Consider the following 20,233-nt stretch of genomic DNA (forward strand, 5'->3'; position numbering starts at 1 on the left):
GCCGCCGTACCCGCGCCCAAGACCGCGCCTACCGCGTCGCCGCCGAACGCCGTCAAAACCACGCCGCTCGCATGGCCGCCCGCGCCACCCGGCGAGCCGAACTCACCAGCTACACCGGGCCCGCCCCGCCGGATCCCGACGACGACCCACCGCCATTTTGATGTGGGACGGCATGTCAGTGACAACTGAAAGTTGTTGCAAAGGGACTTGTTTAGGTTTCGGTCCTTCCCGATCCGTGCCGCCCAGGACCGCGTCACGGTGCGGACCACGGAGCTGCCCGCCTTGGTGATATGACCACGGCGGATCCTGTCGCCTGAGGATCGCTCGCTGCGCACCAGGCCGGTGAATGCCATAAAAGCTTGCGCTCGCCCGCACCGGCGCCAAACCTGATGGCACGCTTCGGCCATCAGCGGAAACGGCGTGACCAGGAATCGCCGCGAGGAGCATGTGCCATGATATCCACGCTGGTCAAGGCCAAGTCAGGGAGCATTCAGGAGCATTCGTGGATCTAAGTTTGTCGGTGGTGACACGCCCGGTCGAGCGTCTGGTGGCCACAGCCCAGAATGGTTTGGAAGTCCTCCGACTTGGGGGCCTGGAAACCGGCAGCGTCCCGTCGCCGTCTCAGGTCGTCGAGAGCGTACCGATGTACAAGCTGCGGCGGTACTTTCCACCGGACAATCGTCCTGGACAGCCGCCGGTGGGCCCGCCGGTGCTGATGGTGCACCCGATGATGATGTCGGCGGACATGTGGGACGTCACCCGTGAGGAGGGTGCGGTCGGCATCCTGCACGCCCGCGGGCTGGATGCCTGGGTCATCGACTTCGGCTCACCCGACAAGGTAGAGGGCGGAATGCGTCGCAACCTGGCTGACCACATTGTGGCCCTCAGCCAAGCCATCGACACGGTGAAGGACACCACTGGTCAGGACGTGCATATCGTCGGGTATTCGCAGGGCGGCATGTTCTGCTACCAGGCCGCCGCCTACCGGCGTTCCAAGAACATCGCCAGCGTCGTGGCGTTCGGCTCCCCGGTGGACACCCTGGCCGCGTTACCCATGGGCATCCCGGCGAACTACGGTGCCGCCATTGCCGATTTCATGGCCGATCATGTCTTCAACCGGTTGGACATCCCAAGCTGGTTGGCGCGCATGGGCTTTCAGATGATGGATCCACTCAAAACCGCCAAGGCCCGGGTCGATTTCGTGCGTCAGCTGCACGACCGTGAGGCTCTGTTGCCGCGGGAGCAGCAGCGTAGATTCCTCGAGCGCGAAGGCTGGATCGCCTGGTCCGGCCCGGCGATCTCCGAGCTGCTCAAGCAGTTCATCGCCCACAATCGAATGATGACCGGCGGCTTCGCCATCAACGGCCAGATGGTGACGCTCACCGATATCACCTGCCCGATACTGGCGTTCGTCGGCGAGGTTGACGACATCGGCCAGCCGGCCTCGGTGCGCGGCATCAGGCGGGCCGCGCCCAACACCGAAGTCTACGAATGCTTAATCCGGACAGGCCATTTCGGTCTGGTGGTGGGATCCAGGGCGGCGCAGCAAAGCTGGCCGACCGTCGCCGATTGGGTGCGCTGGATCTCCAGCGGCGCCGACAAGCCGGGAAACATCGGCCTGATGGTCGAGCAGCCGGCCGAACACACCGACAGCGGTGTGGTGTGGAGCTCCCGGGTCGCGCACGGCCTCGGAGAAGTGTCCGAGGCGGCGCTGGCACTGGCCCGTGGCGCCGCAGACGCCGTCTTCATGGCTAACAAATCCATGCGCACCCTGGCCGTCGAAACCGTCCGCACGCTGCCGCGTCTGGCCCGGCTGGGACAACTGAACGACCACACCCGGATCTCGCTCGGCCGCATCATCGACGAACAGGCACGCGATGCCCCCCAAGGCGAATTCTTGTTGTTCGACGGACGCGTGCACACCTATGAGGCCGTCAACCGGCGCATCAACAACGTGGTTCGTGGCCTGATCGAGGTCGGGGTGCGGCAGGGCGACCGGGTTGGTGTGCTGATGGAGACGCGGCCCAGTGCGCTGGTCGCCATTGCCGCGCTGTCGCGCCTTGGGGCGGTTGCCGTGTTGATGCGGGCAGGCGCCGATCTGGCCGCACAGGTGCGGCTCGGGGGAGCGACCGAGATCCTGACCGATCCCACCAACCTCGATGCGGCGCGTCAATTGCCCGGACAGGTCCTAGTTCTGGGCGGCGGTGAGTCGCGCGACCTACATCTGCCGGAGGACAGCGATGTCATCGACATGGAACAAATCGATCCGGACGCCGTCGAGTTGCCCGCCTGGTACCGGCAAAACCCGGGACTGGCGCGCGACCTTGCCTTCATCGCCTTCAGCGCGGTCGGCGGCGAGCTGGTCGCCAAGCAGATCACCAACTACCGCTGGGCGCTGTCGGCCTTCGGAACCGCCTCGACGGCCGCCCTGGACCGCAAAGACACTGTCTACTGCCTGACCCCGCTGCACCACGAGTCCGCACTGCTGGTCAGCTTGGGTGGTGCCGTCGTCGGCGGCACCCGGATCGCGCTGTCCCGCGGACTAAAGCCCGAGCGATTCGTCTCCGAGGTTCGGCAGTACGGCGTCACCGTCGTCTCCTACACCTGGGCCATGCTGCGTGACGTCCTTGACGATCCCGCTTTTGTGCTGCACGGCAACCATCCGGTGCGGCTGTTCATCGGCTCGGGTATGCCCACCGGATTATGGGAGCGCGTCGTCGACGCGTTCGCGCCCGCGCACGTCGTCGAGTTCTTCGCCACCACCGACGGACAGGCGGTGCTGGCCAACGTCTCAGGCGCCAAGATCGGCAGCAAGGGCCGTCCATTACCCGGTGCCGGCCGTGTCGAACTCGGCGCCTATGACGCGCAACACGACCTGATCCTGGAGAACGACAAGGGCTTCGTACAGGTCGCCGATGTCAACCAGATCGGAGTGTTGCTTGCGCAATCGCGCGGGCCGATCGATCCCACCGCATCGGTCAAGCGCGGTGTCTTCGCTCCCGCCGACACCTGGATATCCACCGAGTACCTGTTCCGCCGCGACGAGGACGGCGATTATTGGCTGGCGGGCAGGCGCGGATCGGAGGTCCGCACCGCGCGCGGGATGGTCTACGCCGAGCCGGTCAACGACGCGCTCGGCCTGATCAACGGTGTCGACCTCGCCGTGACGTACGGCGTCGCGGTGAAAGGTCGACAGGTGGCAGTGTCTGCGGTGACTTTGCGCCCGGGAGCCACGATCACCGCTGCCGACCTCATGGAAGCCGTTGCGGGCATGCCGGTGGGGCTGGGACCTGACGTCGTGCACGTGGTGCCGCAGCTGACGCTCAGCGCGAGCTACCGACCCACCGTGAGTGCCCTGCGGGCAGCCGGTATCCCCAAGGCGGGGCGTAACGCATGGTATTTCGATGCCGTCAGCAACGAATTCCGGCGTTTGACTCCGGCGGTACGCACCGAGCTGAGCGGCAAGCCGAAGCCCGCCGATGCTTGACGACACGCTGCTGAGCATTCTGGTGTGCCCGGCCGACCGGGGTCCGCTGCTGCTGGTCAGCGACAGCACCGGCGGTCAATCTCCTTACAACCCGCGGCTGCGCCGGGCCTATCGCATCGAGGATGGCATCCCGGTCCTGCTGATCGACGAGGCCCGTGACGTCGACGACGAGGAGCACGCACGGCTCATGGCGTCAGGCCCGGCAGATCCCCAGTGAGGTAGCGCTGCAGGTTCGGCGCGATGGTTTGCGCGATCTGTTCGGAGGGCAGCGACGCGAACGGCTCGATTTTGACGATGTAGCGCGCCATAACCACACCCATTAACTGAGACGCGACGAACTGCGTGCGGATTTTGCCCGATCCTGGGGGGGTGTCGACGCGCGAACCCACTTCCACACTGATTACCTCCTGCAGGAATGAGCGCGCCAAACTCACCTCGGAGCCCGAGATCAGCGAACGCAACGTGGCGATCAACCCGGCGCCCAATTCGGAATCCCATAGCGGCAGCAATAAAGACGGCAGCTTGTATCCGAGTTCCTCGACTGGCGTTTCCCGCATGGGCGTGATCACTTCCATCGGATCGATCGGAAGGTGAATCGCGGCGGCGAACAGCTGTTGCTTGGTGCCGAAGTAGTGGTGCACCAACGCAGCGTCCACTCCGGCCTTTGCCGCCACAGCCCGTATTGATGTGCGGTCAATGCCATTGTGCGCAAACAGCTCTCGGGCACTGGCCAGGATCCGCTCTCGGCTGTCGGAGCTTCCAACGGGTCGGCCGGGCCGCCTGCGTTCGCCGTTTACCGTCGCCACTAGAACCCTCCGTGGCGACCCGCTGCGCCCGGCTGCGCCGCGCTTGCGATCGCCACTAGGGACTCTCCGTGGCGACCCGCTGCGCCCGGCTGCGCCGCGCTTGCGATCGCCACTAGGGACTCTCCGTGGCGACCCGCTGCGCCCGGCTGCGCCGCGCTTGCGATCGCCACTAGGGCGTCCGCCGCCGTAGGGTCGCTGCGGCCAGGCAAAGCGCGGCGATCGCGAACACCAGCACGACGACGATGTCGCGCAGAGCGATGTAGGTCAGCTCTGGATGCGCACCGACTTGCTGTAAGGCCTCCAGCGCGTAGCTGGCCGGCATTACGTTGCTTATCCATTCCAGCCAGTTTGGCATCAATGGGCGCGGGACGATGATGCCGGCCAGCAGGAGCTGCGGCACCATCACCAACGGTATGAACTGGACGGCCTGAAACTCCGTGCGGGCGAACGCACTACACAGCAGGCCCAGGCCAACGCCCAACACGGCGTTGACGATTGCTATCACGAACACCCATACCGGGCTGCCCGCGGTATTGAAGCCGAGAAGCCAAAATGACACCGTACAGGCCAGGATGGCTTGCGCCGCCGCGGCGATAGAGAACGCGGTCCCGTAGGCGACGAGCAGGTCGAGCCGACGCAACGGGGTGGTCAGGATGCGCTCCAATGTTCCTGAGGCGCGTTCGCGCTGCATCGTTATCGACGTGATGATGAACATCAAGAACAGCGGGAACAGGCCCAGCAGGATCAGGCAGGCGTTGTTGAACGGCGATGGGGCGCCCGGGCGGTGCGGCGCATTTTGGAACATGAAGTACATCAGCGTGATAACGAGGATCGGCACCACCAGGATCATGGCGACGCTGCGATGATCGGCCGCCAGTTGGCGCAGGATTCGCGCGGTCGTCGCCGTGTATCCCTTGAGCCCTATCCGGCTTTGGGTCCGGCCTGTTGCGCGGTGCTGCGTTTGATGATGGACAGAAACGCTTCCTCGAGTGACGTGCATGACGTGTCCTCTCTTAGTTGGGCCGGGGTGGTGTGTGCGACGAGGCGGCCTTCGCGCATCAGCAATAGGTCGCCGCAGTGGTCGGCTTCGTCCATCACGTGACTGGAAACCAGCAGCGTGGTCCCGGTGCGTGCGAGTTCGGCGAACTGGTCCCAAAGGTCCACGCGCAGTACCGGATCCAGGCCTACGGTGGGTTCGTCGAGCACCAGCAGATCGGGTTGGCAGACCAGCGCGCAAGCCAGCGAAACCCTGGTGCGTTGACCACCGGAAAGATTGCCGCAGTAGGCGGTTCGGTGATCCGTCAGGCCCACCCGGTCGATGGCTTCGTCGGCGGCGTGGCCGTCGAAGCCATACAGGGACGCGATATAGCGGACGTTATCGATGATCCGCAGGTCGTTATAGATGGTCGGATCCTGTGGCAGGTATCCGACTCGTCGCCGCAATGCCGCGGACCCGGCTGGGTGACCGAGCACGGTGACGGTGCCCGAAGCGATGATCTGGGTGCCGACGATACAGCGCATCAGCGTGGTCTTGCCGCAGCCGGACGGACCAAGCAGGCCGGTGATGGCGCCGCGGGAAATCTCCACCGAGAAGTCGTGCAGTGCTGGGCGTTTACCGCGAATCACCCGCAGGTGCGCGATGCGGACGACCGGCGCACTTGACTGGGCGAATAATTCATCGCGTGATGAAGTCATCATGTGATGAATAGTCGGCCCTTTCGCGAAGCTTGTCAAGTGCCGGGCAGAATCTGTCCGGTGAGCGCTGAGCAACTTGTCGACGATCCGGTTGCCGCCGCGCATCGACTGCTCGGCGCCACCCTCGCCGGACGCGGCGTGCGCGCGGTGATTGTCGAGGTAGAGGCATACGGCGGTGTTCCCGACGGCCCCTGGCCGGATGCGGCGGCACACTCCTATCGCGGTCGCAACACCCGCAACGCCGTCATGTTCGGGCCACCGGGTCGGCTATACACCTACCGCAGTCACGGCATCCATGTCTGCGCCAACGTCGCGTGCGGACCCGACGGCACGGCCGCCGCCGTCTTGCTGCGGGCCTGTGCCATCGAAGGCGGTATTGACGTCGCCCGGTCCCGGCGTGGCGAGTTGATCCGGACCGCCGCACTGGGGCGCGGTCCGGGCAACCTGTGCTCGGCTTTGGGAATCACAATGGCTGACAATGGGATTGACTTGTTTGACCTGGACAGCCCGCTGACCCTGAGGCTCAACGACGCGGTCCCGGCGGTGGCAGGCCCGCGCGTCGGGATCAGTCAGGCCGCCGACCGGCCGTGGCGACTTTGGCTTGCCGACCGACCGGAGGTTTCGGCTTACCGGCGAAGTCCGCGAGCGCCGGTCCTGGGCGCCAGCGACTAGAGTCTTCCGCGATGTCTGTAAAGATCCTCGACGAGCTGGCCTGGCGCGAGTTGATCGCGCAATCCACCGACCTCGATGCGCTGGCCGCCGAAGCACAGCGCGGGCCGATGACGGTATACGCCGGCTTCGATCCCACCGCGGCGAGTCTGCATGCCGGCCATCTGGTGCCGCTGCTGGCGTTACGGCGCTTTCAACGCGCCGGTCATCGCCCCATCGTGCTTGCGGGCGGGGCCACCGGCATGATCGGTGACCCGCGCGAGGTCGGCGAGCGCAGTCTCAATGCGGCCGATACCGTCGCCGACTGGACCGAACGGATCCGCGGCCAATTGGAGCGCTTTGTCGATTTCGACAATTCGCCGACGGGCGCGATCGTCGCGAACAACCTCGACTGGACCCGCCCCCTCTCGGCTATCGAATTCCTGCGCGACATCGGAAAGCACTTCTCGGTCAACGTGATGTTGGATCGCGACACCGTCCGGCGGCGGCTGGAAGGGGAGGGGATCTCCTACACCGAGTTCAGCTACATGCTGCTGCAGGCGAACGACTACGTCGAACTGCACCGGCGGCACGGCTGCGTGTTGCAGGTCGGCGGCTCGGATCAGTGGGGCAATATCATTGCCGGGGTTCGCCTGGTGCGCCAAAAGCTCGGTGCGACAGTGCATGCGCTCACCGTCCCGTTGGTAACCGCCGCCGATGGCACCAAGTTCGGCAAGTCCACCGGCGGCGGCAGCCTGTGGCTGGACCCCGAGATGACCAGTCCGTATGCCTGGTACCAGTACTTCGTCAACACCGCGGACGCGGACGTGGTCCGCTACCTGCGGTGGTTCACCTTCCTGTCGGCCGACGAGCTGGCCGAGCTGGAACAGGCGACGGCGGAGCGCCCGCAACAACGCAAGGCCCAGCGTCGGCTCGCTGCCGAACTGACCGTCCTGGTACATGGCGAGGCCGCTGCCGAAGCCGTCGAGCATGCCAGCCGGGCGCTCTTCGGGCAGGGCGAGCTGGCTCGCCTCGACGAAGCAACGCTGGCCGCGGCATTGCGCGAGACGGCCGTCGCCGAATTCAAACCCGGAAGTCCCGATGGAATCGTGGACCTATTGGTGGCCACCGGCCTCTCGGCGAGCAAGAACGCGGCCCGGCGCACCATCAGCGAGGGCGGGGTCTCGGTCAACAACATTCGGATCGAAACCGACGAATGGGCGCCGCAGGCAACGGACTTCCTGCACGGACGCTGGCTGGTGCTGCGTCGCGGCAAGCGGAACATCGCCGGGGTGGAGCGGGTCTAGAACGCCCGGACTGACGGCGTGGTCGACTGGTAAATCGGGGATACGGCAGATGCCAACAGCCCTGGGGCGATGACTTTGACGACGGGAACACAGGCGTCGACAAAGTCGCACACGGTGGCAAGCGGTTCGGCTCCGGCTTGAGCCGCCACAGCCGTTGCCGCCGAAGCCACCAGGTGCGCCAGCGAGTTGGTGGCCTCGATGTGCCAGGCAGTGGGTTGCGCGATGGGTAGTTGCCATGTCGACCGCCGCAACGGGGCATAGCTGTGCATCCGGGCGAGGCGGTGATAGAGCAGCGGCGGCAGATCTTCGCGGGCGCCGCTGATAGCGGTCAGGCGCGATTGCGCGGCTTCGGTAATCGCCCGTGACAGCGCTACGTTCGGGTCATGGTGCAATCCGTGACCGCTGAACGGGATTTCGATCGTCGGTGAGGTCAGTGCCACGGAGAAGCAGAAGAAGCCGTCCCAGGCGTCGACGCGGGTGACGTGCAGTTCGCTTCCGGCCCGATGAATCATCTCGACCAGCTCGGCGCAGTTCGAGCCGACGACATCGTCGAGTGGCACCTCGAAAAGCGTCGATCCAGATTTGGCGGTGGCCAAAGCATGGCGCTCCATGATTTCGTACATGGCGTGCAGGGCGGCTTCGTGGTAGCTGTTTCCGGAGGCCAATCCCGTGGTGTCCATCGAAAACAGCGGCGGATCCCAGGCGTCGCGAACCGCCACGTTCACTATGACGGCCGTCCACGGCACCCAGGTTTGGCGGCCGGTCAACAACGTCGTCGCGATCTTCCAATCGAGCTTTGTGCCGGGGGGGTAGAAACGGCCGGCTGGGCGGCGCAGCTGTTGGGGGTCGTAAGTCAGTACAGGCGCGAGATCCGTTGCAGGCGTTGATAACAGATCGGCAGTGACGTTCTCGGCATGCCAGTTCTCCAGCGATTCCATAACTGCGGAGACTTGGGCGGCCCGGTACGTGGCCGCCTTTCCCTGGCTTACCGACAAGGTCAGGGAAGCCGGGCGCACCGCCTGCACGGCGGGAATCCCGATATCATCCAGCCAGGTGAGGTCGGCGACGCGAGTAATACCTGCTGGTTCCAGCAGAGGTTGGATGGCCAGCCAGGTTTGGTCGGGGGAGATGATGCGGTAGGTGCCGGTCCGGTGGCTGATTTTCGTCGGGTTGGCAGAGCCCAATGTGCGTGCGGGCCATTGGGACCAGTCGGGACCGGCAGGGGTCTCGTACGACGCGCTTACGAGACCCCTGCCGGAATTGCCATACACAGACGCTGTGCTCACTCGAACACGCTGTCCTGGCAGAACACCACGGGAACAGTTACGCCGTAAGCAGTTTCGTGCTCGGTGAACAAAAGGTCGTGGGCCATGTGATCACCTCCTTTCCGCCTCAGATGGAGCGCAGTATGTATCCTCCACCGGATGTCGGTAGCCAGCTGTCCCACAAATGGCTGACGGGCGGAGGAATCCCCAATCCCCCGATTGGGGGACAACCGTTGGTGCGCAACCAGTTACACTGCACCCAAGGTGCCGACCTCGAACGACGGCAGCTGATCGTCGGCGGCAGCCACCGCGAACAGGGTGGCGGCGTTGTAGAACGAGTCTTCGGTCATCAGGCCGCGCCGGGCCAATTCGATGCGGTCCACCGGGGTGCCCCAGCGCTTACCGAAGAGGGCCTTAAGCTGAGCCGGATCCGGCCGGCGCAAGTTCAAATGCGGCTTTTGGCGCGCTAATTCGTCACGTCTCGCCAAGGCTCGTGCCGCCAGGGCGCGCCATTCGGGTAGCCGAGAGTCGTCGCGCAGCAGGTCGAGGAAGTGTTGGATGGCAGGCAGCGACCGGGCGAAGAACAGCGTGCGGGTGACTAGTCGAGCCGAAATCGCAACGGGGTCGTCGCGCAGGGTTTCATTCTCATCGGTGGTAAGCCAATGTGACCGGACCGATTCGGGAAAGCCCGACTCGTTAATCATCCCGATGGCTATCGCATACTGATGTGCGACCGTCTCCAGTGCGCGCTCATAGGTGTCGGCTGTGACTTCGTTGACGGCACGTGAGGCGCGCTCGCGAACGCTGCCGTCCTCGCCAGGGTGCAGCAAGCTCCAGTGCCAGGCAGCGACTTGCTCCAGTGCGGGCAGATATGCCCACCGATCGTTTGCGCAAATGCTCAGCAACGCAAGCACATCGACATCGTGGACATCGATGATAGCTTCGCCGTCGCGGCCCATCACGGCGACGGGTGACGGCGGCGCCCACCGCTGCCGCCAGCGCTCCGACCAGACGGTCGGAGGCGGTCCAGACCGGACTGCGACATTTCTTGGGCCACGGACGATCTCGTTCAGCGCGAGCACCGCGTCGGAATGTTTGATATCCATCCGCAGCGCCTTCAATTGACTCGCGAGTTTGCGGCTTTCCGGCGCGCCGACAGCGTCGAGCAACCGATTCCAGGTCCGCATGGTAAAGGGCGTGCTACGGGCGAACTCGATCAGCTGGTCGGCCAACGACGCTGACAACAGACCGGATTCGACGGCCCGTGCCGCCGTTTGCCTGATATTGACCAGCGCATCGACGAAGACCGGGTAACCGTCTTGCGCGTCGCCGTGCACCATGCCGACCTCGTCGTCGGCCTCGAGGACTCCGTCTCGGTACCCCTCGAAAACCCAGCCGTAGCCCTCCATGCCGAACGGATGCAGCTCCGCCGCGCGCAATGCTCCCATGCTGGATGAACCGACCACTCGTATTCCGTCGGCCATCAGGGTCAGCAGCTCTTTGTGCCGAACCGATGCGTGCTGGAAAAAGAGTCCGTCGACGATGAGCAGCGTGTCACCCGGTAGCAAACCGTACCGGAACGCATCGCCGAATGAAATCGGTGGCACCACTTCGGCATTGGGTATCACCGTGTGGATATCCGCGGCGCTAATTGTTGGTCCTGCGGTGACGACGACGCGTCCACTGGTCGTCATGCGTGTTCCTGTAACGGGGTGCGCATCGGCGAAACAACTGACGCGGACAGGCCGGGGGCAATGACCTTCACGACCGGGACATTCGCGGCGGGGAAGTCACACACCACCGCGATCGGCTCGATGCCGGACCGGATCTCCACAGCGGTTGCCGCCGAGGTTGTCAGATCGGCCAGCGAGTTGGTGTAGTCGATATGCCATGGCGTTGATTCCCCGGTGGGCATCGACTGCATGGATCGGCGGGCCGGGGCGTAGGTGTGCATCCGCGCAAATCTTTGATAGATCGCCGAGGGCAGGTCCTCGCGGGCGCCACTGATGGCGGTCAGGCGTGACTGTGCGGCTTCGGTAATCGCTCGCGACAGTGCCACATTGGGGTCGTGGTGCAGGCCGCTGCCGCTGAACGGGATCTCCATCATTGGTGAGGTCAGCTCGGCGGCAAAGCAGTGGAATCCGTCCCAGGTGTCGATGCGGGCAATCTGCAGCTCGCTTCCGGCCTGATACACCATGTCGACCAACCCGGCGCACTCCGAACGCCTTACGTCCTCGAGGGGCACCTCGAACAGCGTCGATCCGGGCTTAGCGGTGGCCATAGCGTGGCGTTCCATGATCTCGTACAGCGCATGCAGGGTGGCCTCGTGGTAGCTGTTGCCGGAGGCCAATCCCGTGGTATCCATGCCGAACATCGGCGGTCCCCAGTGATCGCTGACCGAGACGTTCACAACCACAGCGAGCCACGGCACCCAGGTTTGGCGGCCGGTTAACAACGTCGTCGCCATCATCCAGTCAAGCTTGGCGCGAGGGTGGTAGAAGCTCCCGGCCGGGCGGCTGAGATCGGCGGGGTCGTACGTCAGACTCGAGGTGAGATCGGTTGTGGCCGTAGATAACAAGTCGGGAGTGACGCTTTCGACATGCCAGTTCTCCAAGGATTCCATGACGGCTGAGACCTGGGCGGCGCAATATGTAGTGGCTTTTCCCTGACTGACCGACAACGTCAGCGAGGCGGGGCGCACCGCCTGCACGGTGGGAATACCGAGATCATCCAGCCAGGTCAGGTCGGCGACGCGGGTGATACCGGCCGGTTCCAGAAAGGGTTGGACGGCCAGCCAGGTCTGCTCGGGAGAGATGACGCGGTGGGTTCCTGCCCGGTGCCCGATCGTCATCGGGTCGGCATGCCCTAAGACGCGTGTCGGCCAGTGCGACCAATCCGGTCCTACCACTTCGTTGATTGGTTGCAGAGTGCCCAGGCCCGCAGGTTCCGACATGGCTTCACGCTACTTAGTAAGGGCCCTGATGATGGGCCATTAAGCAAATAAAGAATCCAGCGGGATCTCATCGGGAGGGGGGAAAGGGGGACACCGATGAGACCCCGCTGGTGAGATTCGGCGGGGATCTCAGATGTGGGGGGATTGGGAGGTGAAGAGACCCCCGCCGAGCTTTGACATCGAGTGGTTAATTCACTCGGCGGCGTCGCCGGCGGGGAAGAACTGCAGCGAGTAAGCCGTCTGGGTCTCGCGAAACAGAACTTCGTGCGACATGTGCGTTGCCTTTCCGTTTGAGTTCGGCGGGGGTCTCAGACTGGGGGGAGGTGGTGAGACCCCCGCCGATGCTCGTCAGTGTGGAAATACGTCACTCAGTGGCATAGCCGGCGTGGAAGACCTGAGCCGCGAACTCCGTCTCGCTCTCGCAAAACAGCAACTCGTGGGACATGTGTCACCTCCTCACTTCGTTGTGATGGTCGAGCGGAACTGCGCTCTGGCCGGCTTCCGCTTCGATACCCATCTTGAAGCGGTTTGCGAAGCTCCTGTATCCCACGAATAGCCGATGGCGGGAGGAAATTCCCATCCTCCAGTGGCACCACAGCTGGTGTCCACCGATCGGGGGACAGCTGAGGCCCGTTGCGCTCTAGCGCCGGTTGGACGCGAAGTCTGGCGGTGAAACGCGTTAGTGTGCAAACCTTTACCGCACTGTGCTGTGAATGTGACTCTCATTCAGCACCGTTGTCACGGTGATTTGAGTGACCCAAGTGCAATAGCGGACAGATGAGAAACGAGACATGACGGCACACTCACACGGCGAGGCACGGACCTGGCAAGCGGGCCGGCAAGCGGCGGCCCTGCTGACGTTGATTGCCGGAGTGCTCGGCGCCTCGGCATCCATGGCGGCGCCGATACACGCCGACATGATGGGCAACGCATTCCTCAGTGCGTTGAACAATGCGGGAATCTCGTATGGCCAGCCGGCAAGCACGATGGCTCTGGGGCGATCGGTCTGTCCAATGGTGGTACAGCAGGGCAGCACGTTTGAGTCCGTCGCCTCCAAAATGGCAGAAGACAATGGTATGTCCCGTGAGGTCGCGGGCGCGTTCACCATCGTCGCAATAGCGACGTTTTGCCCGGCTGTGATATCGCCACTAATGCCAAACCGGCTGCAGGCCTAGCCAGCTGGCCCAGGCTGGCCGGCGTTGCCAGCGGTGCCTGCGCCGCCGGTGTCACCAAACCCGCCGGCACCGCCCGCTCCACCGGCACCGCCGAGGCCAGTATCGCCAGCGTTGCCCGTGACCCCGCAACCGCGGTCGTCCGGACGGCCGCCGCCAATTCGCCGCGCCGATCGGCGAACCAATTCCCGCCAAATCTGACGCCGTCGTTGCCATCATCTCTGGCAGAACGATTACAAACGACATGTCGGGTCCTGGTAGTAGCCCTAAACATGGGCCCTGGCCTGCAGCGCAGTGACGGCGGCAGTCGCCGCGGCATAGGTGGCCGGGCACTTGATTGTCGGCGTGCCGGACGTGCCCGTAACCTCTAGCGAGTGGTCGACGACAGGCACGGTCGCGGCGGTGAGCGACGTCCGCGACCGTCATCGGGCGGGGCGTCGCGGCGCGGCCCACAGCGCAAACGCGAGGTTCCCTGGTCGGGTCCTGGTCGGGCACGTCCAGTCCAGCCGCAAACGACGCCCGCCGACTCACCTCATCGACCGCACGAGGGTCCGGCGATCCCACCGGACATCGACGCCAGGCAACTCGCGCCCGAGATCCGGCGCGAACTGAGCACGTTGGACCGCGCGACCGCCGACGTCGTGGCTCGCCACCTGGTGGCTGCTGGCGAGTTGATCGACCACGACCCCGAAGCCGCACTGGGTCACGCGCGTGCGGCCCGGGCGCGGGCCAGCCGGATCGCCGCGGTTCGTGAAGCCGTCGGAATCGCTGCCTACCACTGTGGTGATTGGGGCCAAGCGCTCGCGGAGTTGCGCGCTGCCCGTCGGATGGGCAGCAAGTCCGAATTGCTTGCGCTGATTGCCGATTGCGAACGTGGTCTTGGCCGGCCGCAGCGTGCCATCGAACTGGCGCGCGGCTCCGAGGCGGCTCAGCTCAGCGGTGACGACGCCGACGAGTTGCGCATGGTTGCCGCCGGAGCGCGCGCGGATCTGGGGCAGTTGGAGCAGGCGCTGACGGTATTGTCTACGCCGCAGTTGGATCCAGACCGTACCGGTTCGACGGCGGCGCGGCTGTTTTATGCCTATGCCGATACCTTGCTGGCGCTGGGCCGCCGCGACGAGGCACTGCAATGGTTCCTGCGCTCGGCGGCCGCAGACATCGACGGCGTGACCGACGCCGAAGATCGAGTCAACGAGCTCGGCTGAGGTCAAATTACCCAGTAGTGAGTGCATGCAAATGCCGGTCGACCCGGCGCGACGCATAATTTGACGCAGCAGATTGTACAGCAACGTACAGATCAGACATGTCCTATACGACTGTGTCGCAAGCTATTTGTATTGCGACACGCCGTCAGACGTATTTGGTGCATTAGGGCCTTCGGTACGGCCGCCCTCGTTCCTTGTCTTCCCGTTGTTTTGCCGATGGCCAAAGCGAATGCGCATGGCTACATTTCAACTCCACCTAGCCGCCAGGCCGAGTGCGCTCAGGGTGTGGTCCAGTGTGGCCCCATCAAATACGAACCGCAGAGCGTGGAGGGGCCCAAGGGACTCCGAAGTTGCAGTGGCGGCCTTCCGCAGTTCGCCGAACTCGATGACCCGGGTCGCATACGTCGATGGGAATGACACGCCACCAAACGCGACCGTCACACACACACGGTCGATTTGAGCCAGTTCAGTGGCCGTCAGAAACTCCTAGCAATCTGGAACATTGGCGATACTCCCAACGCGTTCTATAACTGTGTCGACCTGCTTCTCGGCGGTAGTCAGCCATCGAGCACTACAAGTTCGACTCCGACCACGACAACTCCACCGACCACCACAACGACGCCGTCAGCCACGACGACGCCGCCGTCCGGCACGGCCAAAGCGTGGGCCCCGGGTACGAAATATGCGGTCGGCGACACGGTCACCTACAACGGAAAGACGTACCAGTGCTTGCAGGCCCACACTGCCTATGACCCGACCTGGACCCCGGCCACTACACCCGCACTCTGGAAAGAGATCTAAACCGCAGCGCCGGCGGGCTTGCATCCCGAAGCGATTGCGGCGCATTAATTGTGAGCATGCCGGACGGGCCGTAGTCTCTACGAGTGGTGACGACTGGCATGGCGATTCCGGGACTGACGTGAAAAGTATTGCGCAGGAATATGACTGCCTGCTGATCGATCTGGATGGCACGGTTTTTCGCGGCCGTGAACCCACCAACGGCGCGGTGCAGTCGCTCGATGACGTGCAGAGCCGCAAGTTGTTCGTCACCAACAACGCCTCCCGCAGCGCCGACGAGGTGGCCGCGCACCTGCGCGAACTGGGCTTCACCGCTACCGGCGAGGACGTTGTCACCAGCGCCCAAAGCGCCGCTCACCTGCTGGCCGCTCAGCTGTCGCCGGGTTCCAAGGTGCTGATCGTGGGCACCCATGCGCTCGCTAACGAGATCAGCGCGGTCGGGCTGTGCCCGGTGCGGCGCTACGACGACAACCCCGTTGCCGTCGTACAGGGCCTCTCTATGACCATCGGATGGCCAGATCTCGCCGAGGCGGCGCTGGCCATTCGGTCCGGCGCCCTGTGGGTGGCAGCCAACATCGACCCGACGTTGCCCACCGAGCGGGGTCTGCTGCCCGGCAACGGATCCTTGGTGGCCGCGCTGCGAACCGCCACCGGCGCCGAGCCCCAAGTGGCGGGCAAGCCGGGCCCGCAATTGATGACAGACGCGGTGGGCCGCGGTGATTTCCGGGCGCCGCTGGTTGTCGGTGACCGGCTGGACACCGACATCGAAGGCGCCAACGCCGCGGGCCTGCCCAGCCTGATGGTGCTCACCGGAGTGAATACCGCGCGAGACGCCGTGTATGCCAAGCCTGCCCAGCGGCCTACTTACATCGGCCACGATCTGCGTTGCCTGCACGAGGATGGTGAGCTGCTGAAGGTGGGACCGCAACCGGGCTGGCAAGTCGACATCGGTTCCGGCTCGGTAACGGTCAACGCGAACGGCCACTCTCGCGGCGACGACCTGTCGATCGTTCGTGCCGTTGCTAGCGCGGTATGGGGCGCCCGGCACCCCGATTCCGACCGGCGGCCACTGCGCATCGAGGCCGGTGACGACTCGGCCCGCGACGCGCTGGCCCGCTGGTCCCTGATGCGCACCGACTAGCCGGCCGCTAGCGTAGGGAGCGCAATGACTATCGATCCTGACCAGATTCGCGCGGAAATCGAAGCCCTCCTAGCCCAGTTGCCCGATCCTGGAGGTAATCCGGCCGACTCCGCTAACGGCCCGTCTCTCGCCGAGCTCGAAGACATCGCCCGTCGGCTTTCCGAGGCGCACGACGTGCTGTTGCAGGCCTTGGAGTCGGCGGAGAAGGGCTGAGCGCATGCCACGGCGTGCCCGCGTCGATGCCGAGTTGGTCCGGCGAGGTCTGGCGCGATCCCGTCAACAGGCCGCGGAGTTGATCGGTGCCGGCAAAGTACGCATCGACGGCTTGCCGGCACTCAAGCCGGCCACGGCAGTGGCCGTCACCGCGGCGCTGACGGTCGCGACCGGTGGCGAACGCACCTGGGTATCGCGCGGAGCGCACAAACTTATAGGTGCACTGGATGCCTTTGAAATCTCGGTGACAGCCCGGCGCTGCCTGGACGCGGGTGCGTCGACCGGTGGGTTCACCGAAGTCCTGCTGGACCGCGGCGCCGCCCAAGTCGTTGCCGCCGACGTTGGCTACGGCCAGCTCGCTTGGTCGCTGCGCAGCGATCCACGGGTCGTGGTCATCGAGCGGACCAACGTTCGCGAGTTGGCGCCCGAGGCGATCGGCGGGCCGGTCGACCTGGTAGTGGCTGACCTCTCATTCATCTCGCTAGCTACCGTGTTGCCCGCGCTGGTTGGTTGCGCTTTGCCAAGCGCCGATATCGTTCCCATGGTGAAGCCGCAGTTTGAGGTCGGAAAGGGCCAGGTCGGCCCGGGCGGGGTGGTCCATGATCCGCAGTTGCGGACCGACTCGGTACTTGCCGTCACGCAGCGCGCCCAAGAGCTGGGTTGGCACACCATCGGCGTCACGGCCAGCCCGCTGCCGGGCCCGTCGGGCAACGTCGAATACTTCCTGTGGTTGCGCGCCCAGACCGATCGGCAACTGGAGGGTGATGCGCTGGTGAGTGAGGTGCGGCGGGCCGTCGAGGAGGGCCCGCAGTGAGCGCGCAACGTACCGTCCTGCTGGTCGTGCACACCGGGCGGGACGAAGCCACCGAGACCGCCCGGCGTGTGGAAAAAGTCTTGGGCGACAATGGGATTGCGCTTCGCGTGCTCTCCGCGGAGGCGGTCGACAGGGGATCGCTGCACCTGGCACCTGACGATATGCGGGCCATGGGTGTCGAAATCGAGGTGGTCGACGCGGACCCTCGCGCTGCCGACGGCTGCGAACTGGTGCTGGTACTCGGCGGCGACGGTACCTTCTTGCGGGCGGCCGAGTTGGCCCGCAATGCCACCATCCCGGTGCTGGGCGTCAACCTGGGACGGATCGGCTTCTTGGCGGAAGCCGAGGCGGAGGCCATCGACGTGGTGCTCGAACACGTTGTCGCTAAGGATTACCGGGTGGAGGACCGCCTGACACTCGACGTCGTCGTCCGCCAACAAGGTCGGATCATCAAACAGGGATGGGCGCTCAACGAAGCCAGCCTGGAAAAGGGGCCGCGGCTCGGCGTGCTTGGGGTGGTCGTGGAAATCGAGGGCCGGCCGGTGTCGACGTTCGGTTGCGACGGGGTGTTGGTGTCCACGCCCACCGGATCCACGGCCTACGCATTCTCGGCCGGCGGCCCGGTACTGTGGCCCGACCTTGAGGCAATCCTGGTGGTACCCAACAACGCTCACGCGCTGTTCGGCCGGCCGATGGTCACCAGTCCCGACGCAACTATCGCGATCGAGATAGAAGCGCATGGCCATGACGCCCTGGTGTTCTGCGACGGACGTCGCGAGATGCTGGTCCCCGCCGGCAGCCGACTCGAGGTGACCCGCTGTGCTACCCCCGTGAAATGGGCGCGGCTGGACAGCGCGCCCTTCACCGACCGCTTGGTGCGCAAGTTCCGGTTGCCGGTGACCGGCTGGCGCGGGCAGTAGTCGGTGCGCACTGAATGCTGACCGAAATTCGCATCGAGTCGCTGGGCGCCATCAGCGTCGCGACGGCCGAGTTCGATCGCGGCCTGACCGTATTGACCGGCGAGACCGGTACCGGCAAGACCATGGTCGTGACCGGCCTGCACCTGCTCGGGGGTGCCCGCGCCGACGCGACCCGGGTGCGGTCCGGGGCTGATCGCGCCGTTGTCGAAGGTCGTTTCACCACAACCGATCTCGACGGCGGCGTGGCGGCCCAGCTGGACAAGATCCTGGACGCTTGTGGGGCAGCGCGCGACGAGGACGACAGCGTGATCGCGTTGCGTTCGGTCAGCCGCGACGGGCCGTCGCGTGCCTTCCTCGGCGGTCGCAGTGTCCCGGCCAAGTCGCTGAGTGGTTTCACCAACGAGCTGCTGACGTTGCACGGGCAGAACGATCAACTGCGGTTGATGCGCCCCGAGGAGCAGCGCGGTGCGGTGGACCGCTTCGCGGCGGCCGGCCCGGCGGGTGAGCGCTACCGCAAGCTGCGCGACGCGTGGCTCTCGGCCCGGCGCGACCTCGTCGACCGCCGTAACCGGGCCCGCGAGCTCGCCCAGGAGGCCGATCGCCTGCAATTCGCGCTCAAGGAAATCGACGCCGTCGACCCGCGACCGGGGGAGGACGAACAACTGGTCGCCGACATCGTTCGGCTCTCGGAGCTGGACACGCTGCGAGAAGCTGCGCTCGTTGCGCGTGAGGCGTTGTCCGGCGCGTCCGAAGACGGGTTAGCTCCCAGCGCGGCCGACGGCCTGGGGCGGGCGAAGGCCGCGCTGGAATCGACCGATGATGCCGCGCTGCGGGCGTTGGGCGCCCAAATTGGCGAGGCACTGACCGTCGTCGTCGACGCCATCGGCGAACTCGGCGACTACGTCGACGAGCTACCGGCGGATGCCAGCGCGCTGGATGCCAAACTGGCTCGCCAGGCCCAGTTGCGCACGCTGACTCGCAAGTACGCCGCAGACATTAACGGGGTGCTGCGATGGGCTCAGGAATCCCGCGAGCGGCTGGCCCAACTCGACGTCTCCGAGGAGGGTTTGGCGGCGCTGGAACGCCGTGTCAGCGAACTGGCACGTGAATTAGCCCAAGCTGCAATCGATCTCAGCAAGATTCGGCGCAAGGCAGCCAAGCGGCTGGCCCAAGAGGTCACCGCGGAGCTGGCCGCGCTGGCGATGGCCGACGCTGAGTTCACCATCGGTGTGACCACCGATCCGGCCGACCAAGAGGATCCGGTGGCGCTGATCTTGCCTTCGGGCGAGCTCGCCCGTGCCGGTGCCGACGGCATCGACGATGTTGAGTTCGGCTTCACGGCTCACCGCGGGATGACGGTGCTCCCGTTGGCCAAGAGCGCGTCCGGAGGCGAGCTGTCGCGGGTGATGCTGGCGCTGGAGGTGGTGCTGGCCACCTCGCGCAAGATTTCGGAGGGCACCACGATGGTGTTTGACGAGGTCGACGCCGGCGTCGGCGGCTGGGCCGCGGTACAGATCGGGCGTCGGCTTGCGCGGCTGGCCCGCACACACCAGGTCATCGTCGTCACACATTTGCCACAGGTCGCCGCGTACGCCGATGTGCATCTCATGGTGCACAGCACCGGAAAAAACGGTGCCAGCGGGGTGCGCCGACTGAGCAGCGACGATCGGGTCGCCGAGCTCGCCAGGATGCTGGCCGGGCTAGGTGAGTCCGACAGCGGCCGCGCCCACGCCCGCGAACTCCTCGACGCCGCCCAAAGCGACCAGATCTGAGCGCGAGCGTGCGTGTTTGTACGGCGACACGCCGCAG

At 65.1% G+C, this 20,233-nt stretch carries 20 protein-coding genes and 1 pseudogene; 13 read left to right on the top strand and 8 right to left on the bottom strand.

Annotated features, from left to right (window positions below; all coding sequences use genetic code 11):
* Positions 1-407, bottom strand: a 407-nt coding sequence (locus tag MSIMFI_RS29845; RefSeq protein WP_224770449.1) for a transposase, incomplete at its 3' end; no start/stop codon positions are given.
* A 38-nt stretch (positions 408-445) separates the two neighbouring features.
* Between MSIMFI_RS29845 and MSIMFI_RS24740 the strand changes: the two genes are divergently transcribed.
* Both MSIMFI_RS24740 and MSIMFI_RS24745 read left to right on the top strand, forming a co-directional pair.
* On the top strand, positions 446-3,487 hold the full coding sequence (locus MSIMFI_RS24740) for an acyl-CoA synthetase (protein WP_191499563.1): 3,042 nt from the start codon (positions 446-448) through the stop codon (positions 3,485-3,487).
* The gene (locus tag MSIMFI_RS24745) at positions 3,480-3,704 is read left to right on the top strand and encodes a Trm112 family protein (RefSeq protein ID WP_191499564.1); all 225 of its coding nucleotides are present in this window, start codon (positions 3,480-3,482) and stop codon (positions 3,702-3,704) included. Before MSIMFI_RS24740 ends, MSIMFI_RS24745 begins: the two co-directional genes overlap by 8 nt.
* Here MSIMFI_RS24745 and MSIMFI_RS24750 read toward each other — a convergent pair.
* The 3 genes from MSIMFI_RS24750 to MSIMFI_RS24760 form a co-directional block, all read right to left on the bottom strand.
* Positions 3,673-4,293: a TetR/AcrR family transcriptional regulator gene (locus tag MSIMFI_RS24750; protein ID WP_191499565.1), complete on the bottom strand. Its 621-nt coding sequence runs from the start codon at positions 4,291-4,293 to the stop codon at positions 3,673-3,675. The two genes, MSIMFI_RS24745 and MSIMFI_RS24750, sit on opposite strands and share 32 nt — an antisense overlap.
* A 169-nt stretch (positions 4,294-4,462) precedes the next feature.
* Positions 4,463-5,293: an ABC transporter permease gene (locus MSIMFI_RS24755; protein ID WP_191499566.1), complete on the bottom strand. Its 831-nt coding sequence runs from the start codon at positions 5,291-5,293 to the stop codon at positions 4,463-4,465.
* Entirely contained in the window at positions 5,215-5,991 is a 777-nt protein-coding gene (locus tag MSIMFI_RS24760; protein WP_191499567.1) for an ABC transporter ATP-binding protein, read from the bottom strand. Before MSIMFI_RS24760 ends, MSIMFI_RS24755 begins: the two co-directional genes overlap by 79 nt.
* Positions 5,992-6,048: 57 nt before the next feature.
* Between MSIMFI_RS24760 and MSIMFI_RS24765 the strand changes: the two genes are divergently transcribed.
* Complete coding sequence (locus MSIMFI_RS24765) at positions 6,049-6,660, top strand: DNA-3-methyladenine glycosylase (protein WP_191499568.1); 612 nt, start codon at positions 6,049-6,051, stop codon at positions 6,658-6,660.
* Between the two features lie 11 nt (positions 6,661-6,671).
* Positions 6,672-7,943 (top strand): tyrosine--tRNA ligase, encoded by a 1,272-nt coding sequence (gene tyrS, locus MSIMFI_RS24770; protein ID WP_191499569.1) that lies wholly within the window; start codon positions 6,672-6,674, stop codon positions 7,941-7,943.
* Here the strand turns inward: tyrS and MSIMFI_RS24775 are convergent.
* The 3 genes from MSIMFI_RS24775 to MSIMFI_RS24785 form a co-directional block, all read right to left on the bottom strand.
* A complete protein-coding gene (locus MSIMFI_RS24775) occupies positions 7,940-9,214 on the bottom strand; it encodes a YcaO-like family protein (RefSeq protein ID WP_191499838.1) in 1,275 nt (424 codons plus the stop codon). The genes tyrS and MSIMFI_RS24775 overlap by 4 nt on opposite strands.
* A 242-nt stretch (positions 9,215-9,456) precedes the next feature.
* The gene (locus tag MSIMFI_RS24780; protein ID WP_191499570.1) at positions 9,457-10,902 is read right to left on the bottom strand and encodes a TfuA-like protein; all 1,446 of its coding nucleotides are present in this window, start codon (positions 10,900-10,902) and stop codon (positions 9,457-9,459) included.
* Positions 10,899-12,161 carry a YcaO-like family protein gene (locus tag MSIMFI_RS24785; RefSeq protein ID WP_191499571.1) on the bottom strand — a complete coding sequence of 421 codons (1,263 nt, stop codon included), beginning with the start codon at positions 12,159-12,161 and terminating at the stop codon, positions 10,899-10,901. The genes MSIMFI_RS24780 and MSIMFI_RS24785 overlap by 4 nt, the downstream gene beginning before the upstream one ends.
* Positions 12,162-12,952: 791 nt before the next feature.
* On the opposite strand from MSIMFI_RS24785, the gene MSIMFI_RS24790 reads away from it, so the two are divergent.
* The 3 genes from MSIMFI_RS24790 to MSIMFI_RS29850 all read left to right on the top strand — a co-directional run bounded on the left by MSIMFI_RS24790 (position 12,953) and on the right by MSIMFI_RS29850 (position 14,955).
* Positions 12,953-13,336, top strand: coding sequence for a DUF732 domain-containing protein (locus MSIMFI_RS24790; protein WP_191499572.1), 384 nt, complete (start codon positions 12,953-12,955; stop codon positions 13,334-13,336).
* Between the two features lie 371 nt (positions 13,337-13,707).
* On the top strand, positions 13,708-14,538 hold the full coding sequence (locus MSIMFI_RS24800) for a tetratricopeptide repeat protein (protein WP_191499573.1): 831 nt from the start codon (positions 13,708-13,710) through the stop codon (positions 14,536-14,538).
* Between the two features lie 216 nt (positions 14,539-14,754).
* Positions 14,755-14,955: a lytic polysaccharide monooxygenase gene (locus MSIMFI_RS29850; RefSeq protein ID WP_396820574.1), complete on the top strand. Its 201-nt coding sequence runs from the start codon at positions 14,755-14,757 to the stop codon at positions 14,953-14,955.
* Between the two features lie 140 nt (positions 14,956-15,095).
* Here MSIMFI_RS29850 and MSIMFI_RS28600 read toward each other — a convergent pair whose 3' ends face one another.
* The gene (locus MSIMFI_RS28600) at positions 15,096-15,236 is read right to left on the bottom strand and encodes a hypothetical protein (RefSeq protein ID WP_224770456.1); all 141 of its coding nucleotides are present in this window, start codon (positions 15,234-15,236) and stop codon (positions 15,096-15,098) included.
* A 22-nt stretch (positions 15,237-15,258) separates the two neighbouring features.
* On the opposite strand from MSIMFI_RS28600, the pseudogene MSIMFI_RS29855 reads away from it, so the two are divergent.
* The 6 genes and pseudogenes from MSIMFI_RS29855 to recN form a co-directional block, all read left to right on the top strand.
* Positions 15,259-15,339, top strand: a pseudogene (locus tag MSIMFI_RS29855) (carbohydrate-binding protein); the annotation flags it as partial.
* A 118-nt stretch (positions 15,340-15,457) separates the two neighbouring features.
* Positions 15,458-16,477, top strand: coding sequence for an HAD-IIA family hydrolase (locus MSIMFI_RS24810; RefSeq protein ID WP_191499574.1), 1,020 nt, complete (start codon positions 15,458-15,460; stop codon positions 16,475-16,477).
* A 24-nt stretch (positions 16,478-16,501) separates the two neighbouring features.
* Positions 16,502-16,690 carry a hypothetical protein gene (locus MSIMFI_RS24815; protein WP_186243055.1) on the top strand — a complete coding sequence of 63 codons (189 nt, stop codon included), beginning with the start codon at positions 16,502-16,504 and terminating at the stop codon, positions 16,688-16,690.
* Positions 16,691-16,694: 4 nt separating this feature from the next.
* Complete coding sequence (locus MSIMFI_RS24820; RefSeq protein WP_191499575.1) at positions 16,695-17,504, top strand: TlyA family RNA methyltransferase; 810 nt, start codon at positions 16,695-16,697, stop codon at positions 17,502-17,504.
* Positions 17,501-18,424, top strand: a complete 924-nt coding sequence (locus MSIMFI_RS24825) for an NAD kinase (RefSeq protein WP_191499576.1) — start codon at positions 17,501-17,503, stop codon at positions 18,422-18,424. Before MSIMFI_RS24820 ends, MSIMFI_RS24825 begins: the two co-directional genes overlap by 4 nt.
* A 14-nt stretch (positions 18,425-18,438) precedes the next feature.
* The gene (gene recN / locus MSIMFI_RS24830) at positions 18,439-20,196 is read left to right on the top strand and encodes a DNA repair protein RecN (protein WP_191499577.1); all 1,758 of its coding nucleotides are present in this window, start codon (positions 18,439-18,441) and stop codon (positions 20,194-20,196) included.
* The last annotated feature ends 37 nt before the right edge of the window (positions 20,197-20,233 follow it).

The sequence above is a fragment of the Mycobacterium simulans genome (genome assembly GCF_900232995.1).
Lineage (GTDB): Bacteria > Actinomycetota > Actinomycetes > Mycobacteriales > Mycobacteriaceae > Mycobacterium > Mycobacterium simulans.

What these genes read in the sequence shown, in the direction of transcription:
- MSIMFI_RS24755 (WP_191499566.1), bottom strand. Translation starts at nt 5,293, where the DNA reads ATGCACGTCACTCGAGGAAGCGTTTCTGTCCATCATCAAACGCAGCAC.
- MSIMFI_RS24745 (WP_191499564.1), top strand. Translation starts at nt 3,480, where the DNA reads ATGCTTGACGACACGCTGCTGAGCATTCTGGTGTGCCCGGCCGACCGG.
- MSIMFI_RS24790 (WP_191499572.1), top strand. Translation starts at nt 12,953, where the DNA reads ATGACGGCACACTCACACGGCGAGGCACGGACCTGGCAAGCGGGCCGG.
- tyrS (WP_191499569.1), top strand. Translation starts at nt 6,672, where the DNA reads ATGTCTGTAAAGATCCTCGACGAGCTGGCCTGGCGCGAGTTGATCGCG.
- recN (WP_191499577.1), top strand. Translation starts at nt 18,439, where the DNA reads ATGCTGACCGAAATTCGCATCGAGTCGCTGGGCGCCATCAGCGTCGCG.
- MSIMFI_RS24780 (WP_191499570.1), bottom strand. Translation starts at nt 10,902, where the DNA reads ATGACGACCAGTGGACGCGTCGTCGTCACCGCAGGACCAACAATTAGC.
- MSIMFI_RS24740 (WP_191499563.1), top strand. Translation starts at nt 446, where the DNA reads ATGTGCCATGATATCCACGCTGGTCAAGGCCAAGTCAGGGAGCATTCA.
- MSIMFI_RS24785 (WP_191499571.1), bottom strand. Translation starts at nt 12,161, where the DNA reads ATGTCGGAACCTGCGGGCCTGGGCACTCTGCAACCAATCAACGAAGTG.
- MSIMFI_RS24820 (WP_191499575.1), top strand. Translation starts at nt 16,695, where the DNA reads ATGCCACGGCGTGCCCGCGTCGATGCCGAGTTGGTCCGGCGAGGTCTG.
- MSIMFI_RS29850 (WP_396820574.1), top strand. Translation starts at nt 14,755, where the DNA reads ATGGCCAAAGCGAATGCGCATGGCTACATTTCAACTCCACCTAGCCGC.
- MSIMFI_RS24760 (WP_191499567.1), bottom strand. Translation starts at nt 5,991, where the DNA reads ATGATGACTTCATCACGCGATGAATTATTCGCCCAGTCAAGTGCGCCG.
- MSIMFI_RS24815 (WP_186243055.1), top strand. Translation starts at nt 16,502, where the DNA reads ATGACTATCGATCCTGACCAGATTCGCGCGGAAATCGAAGCCCTCCTA.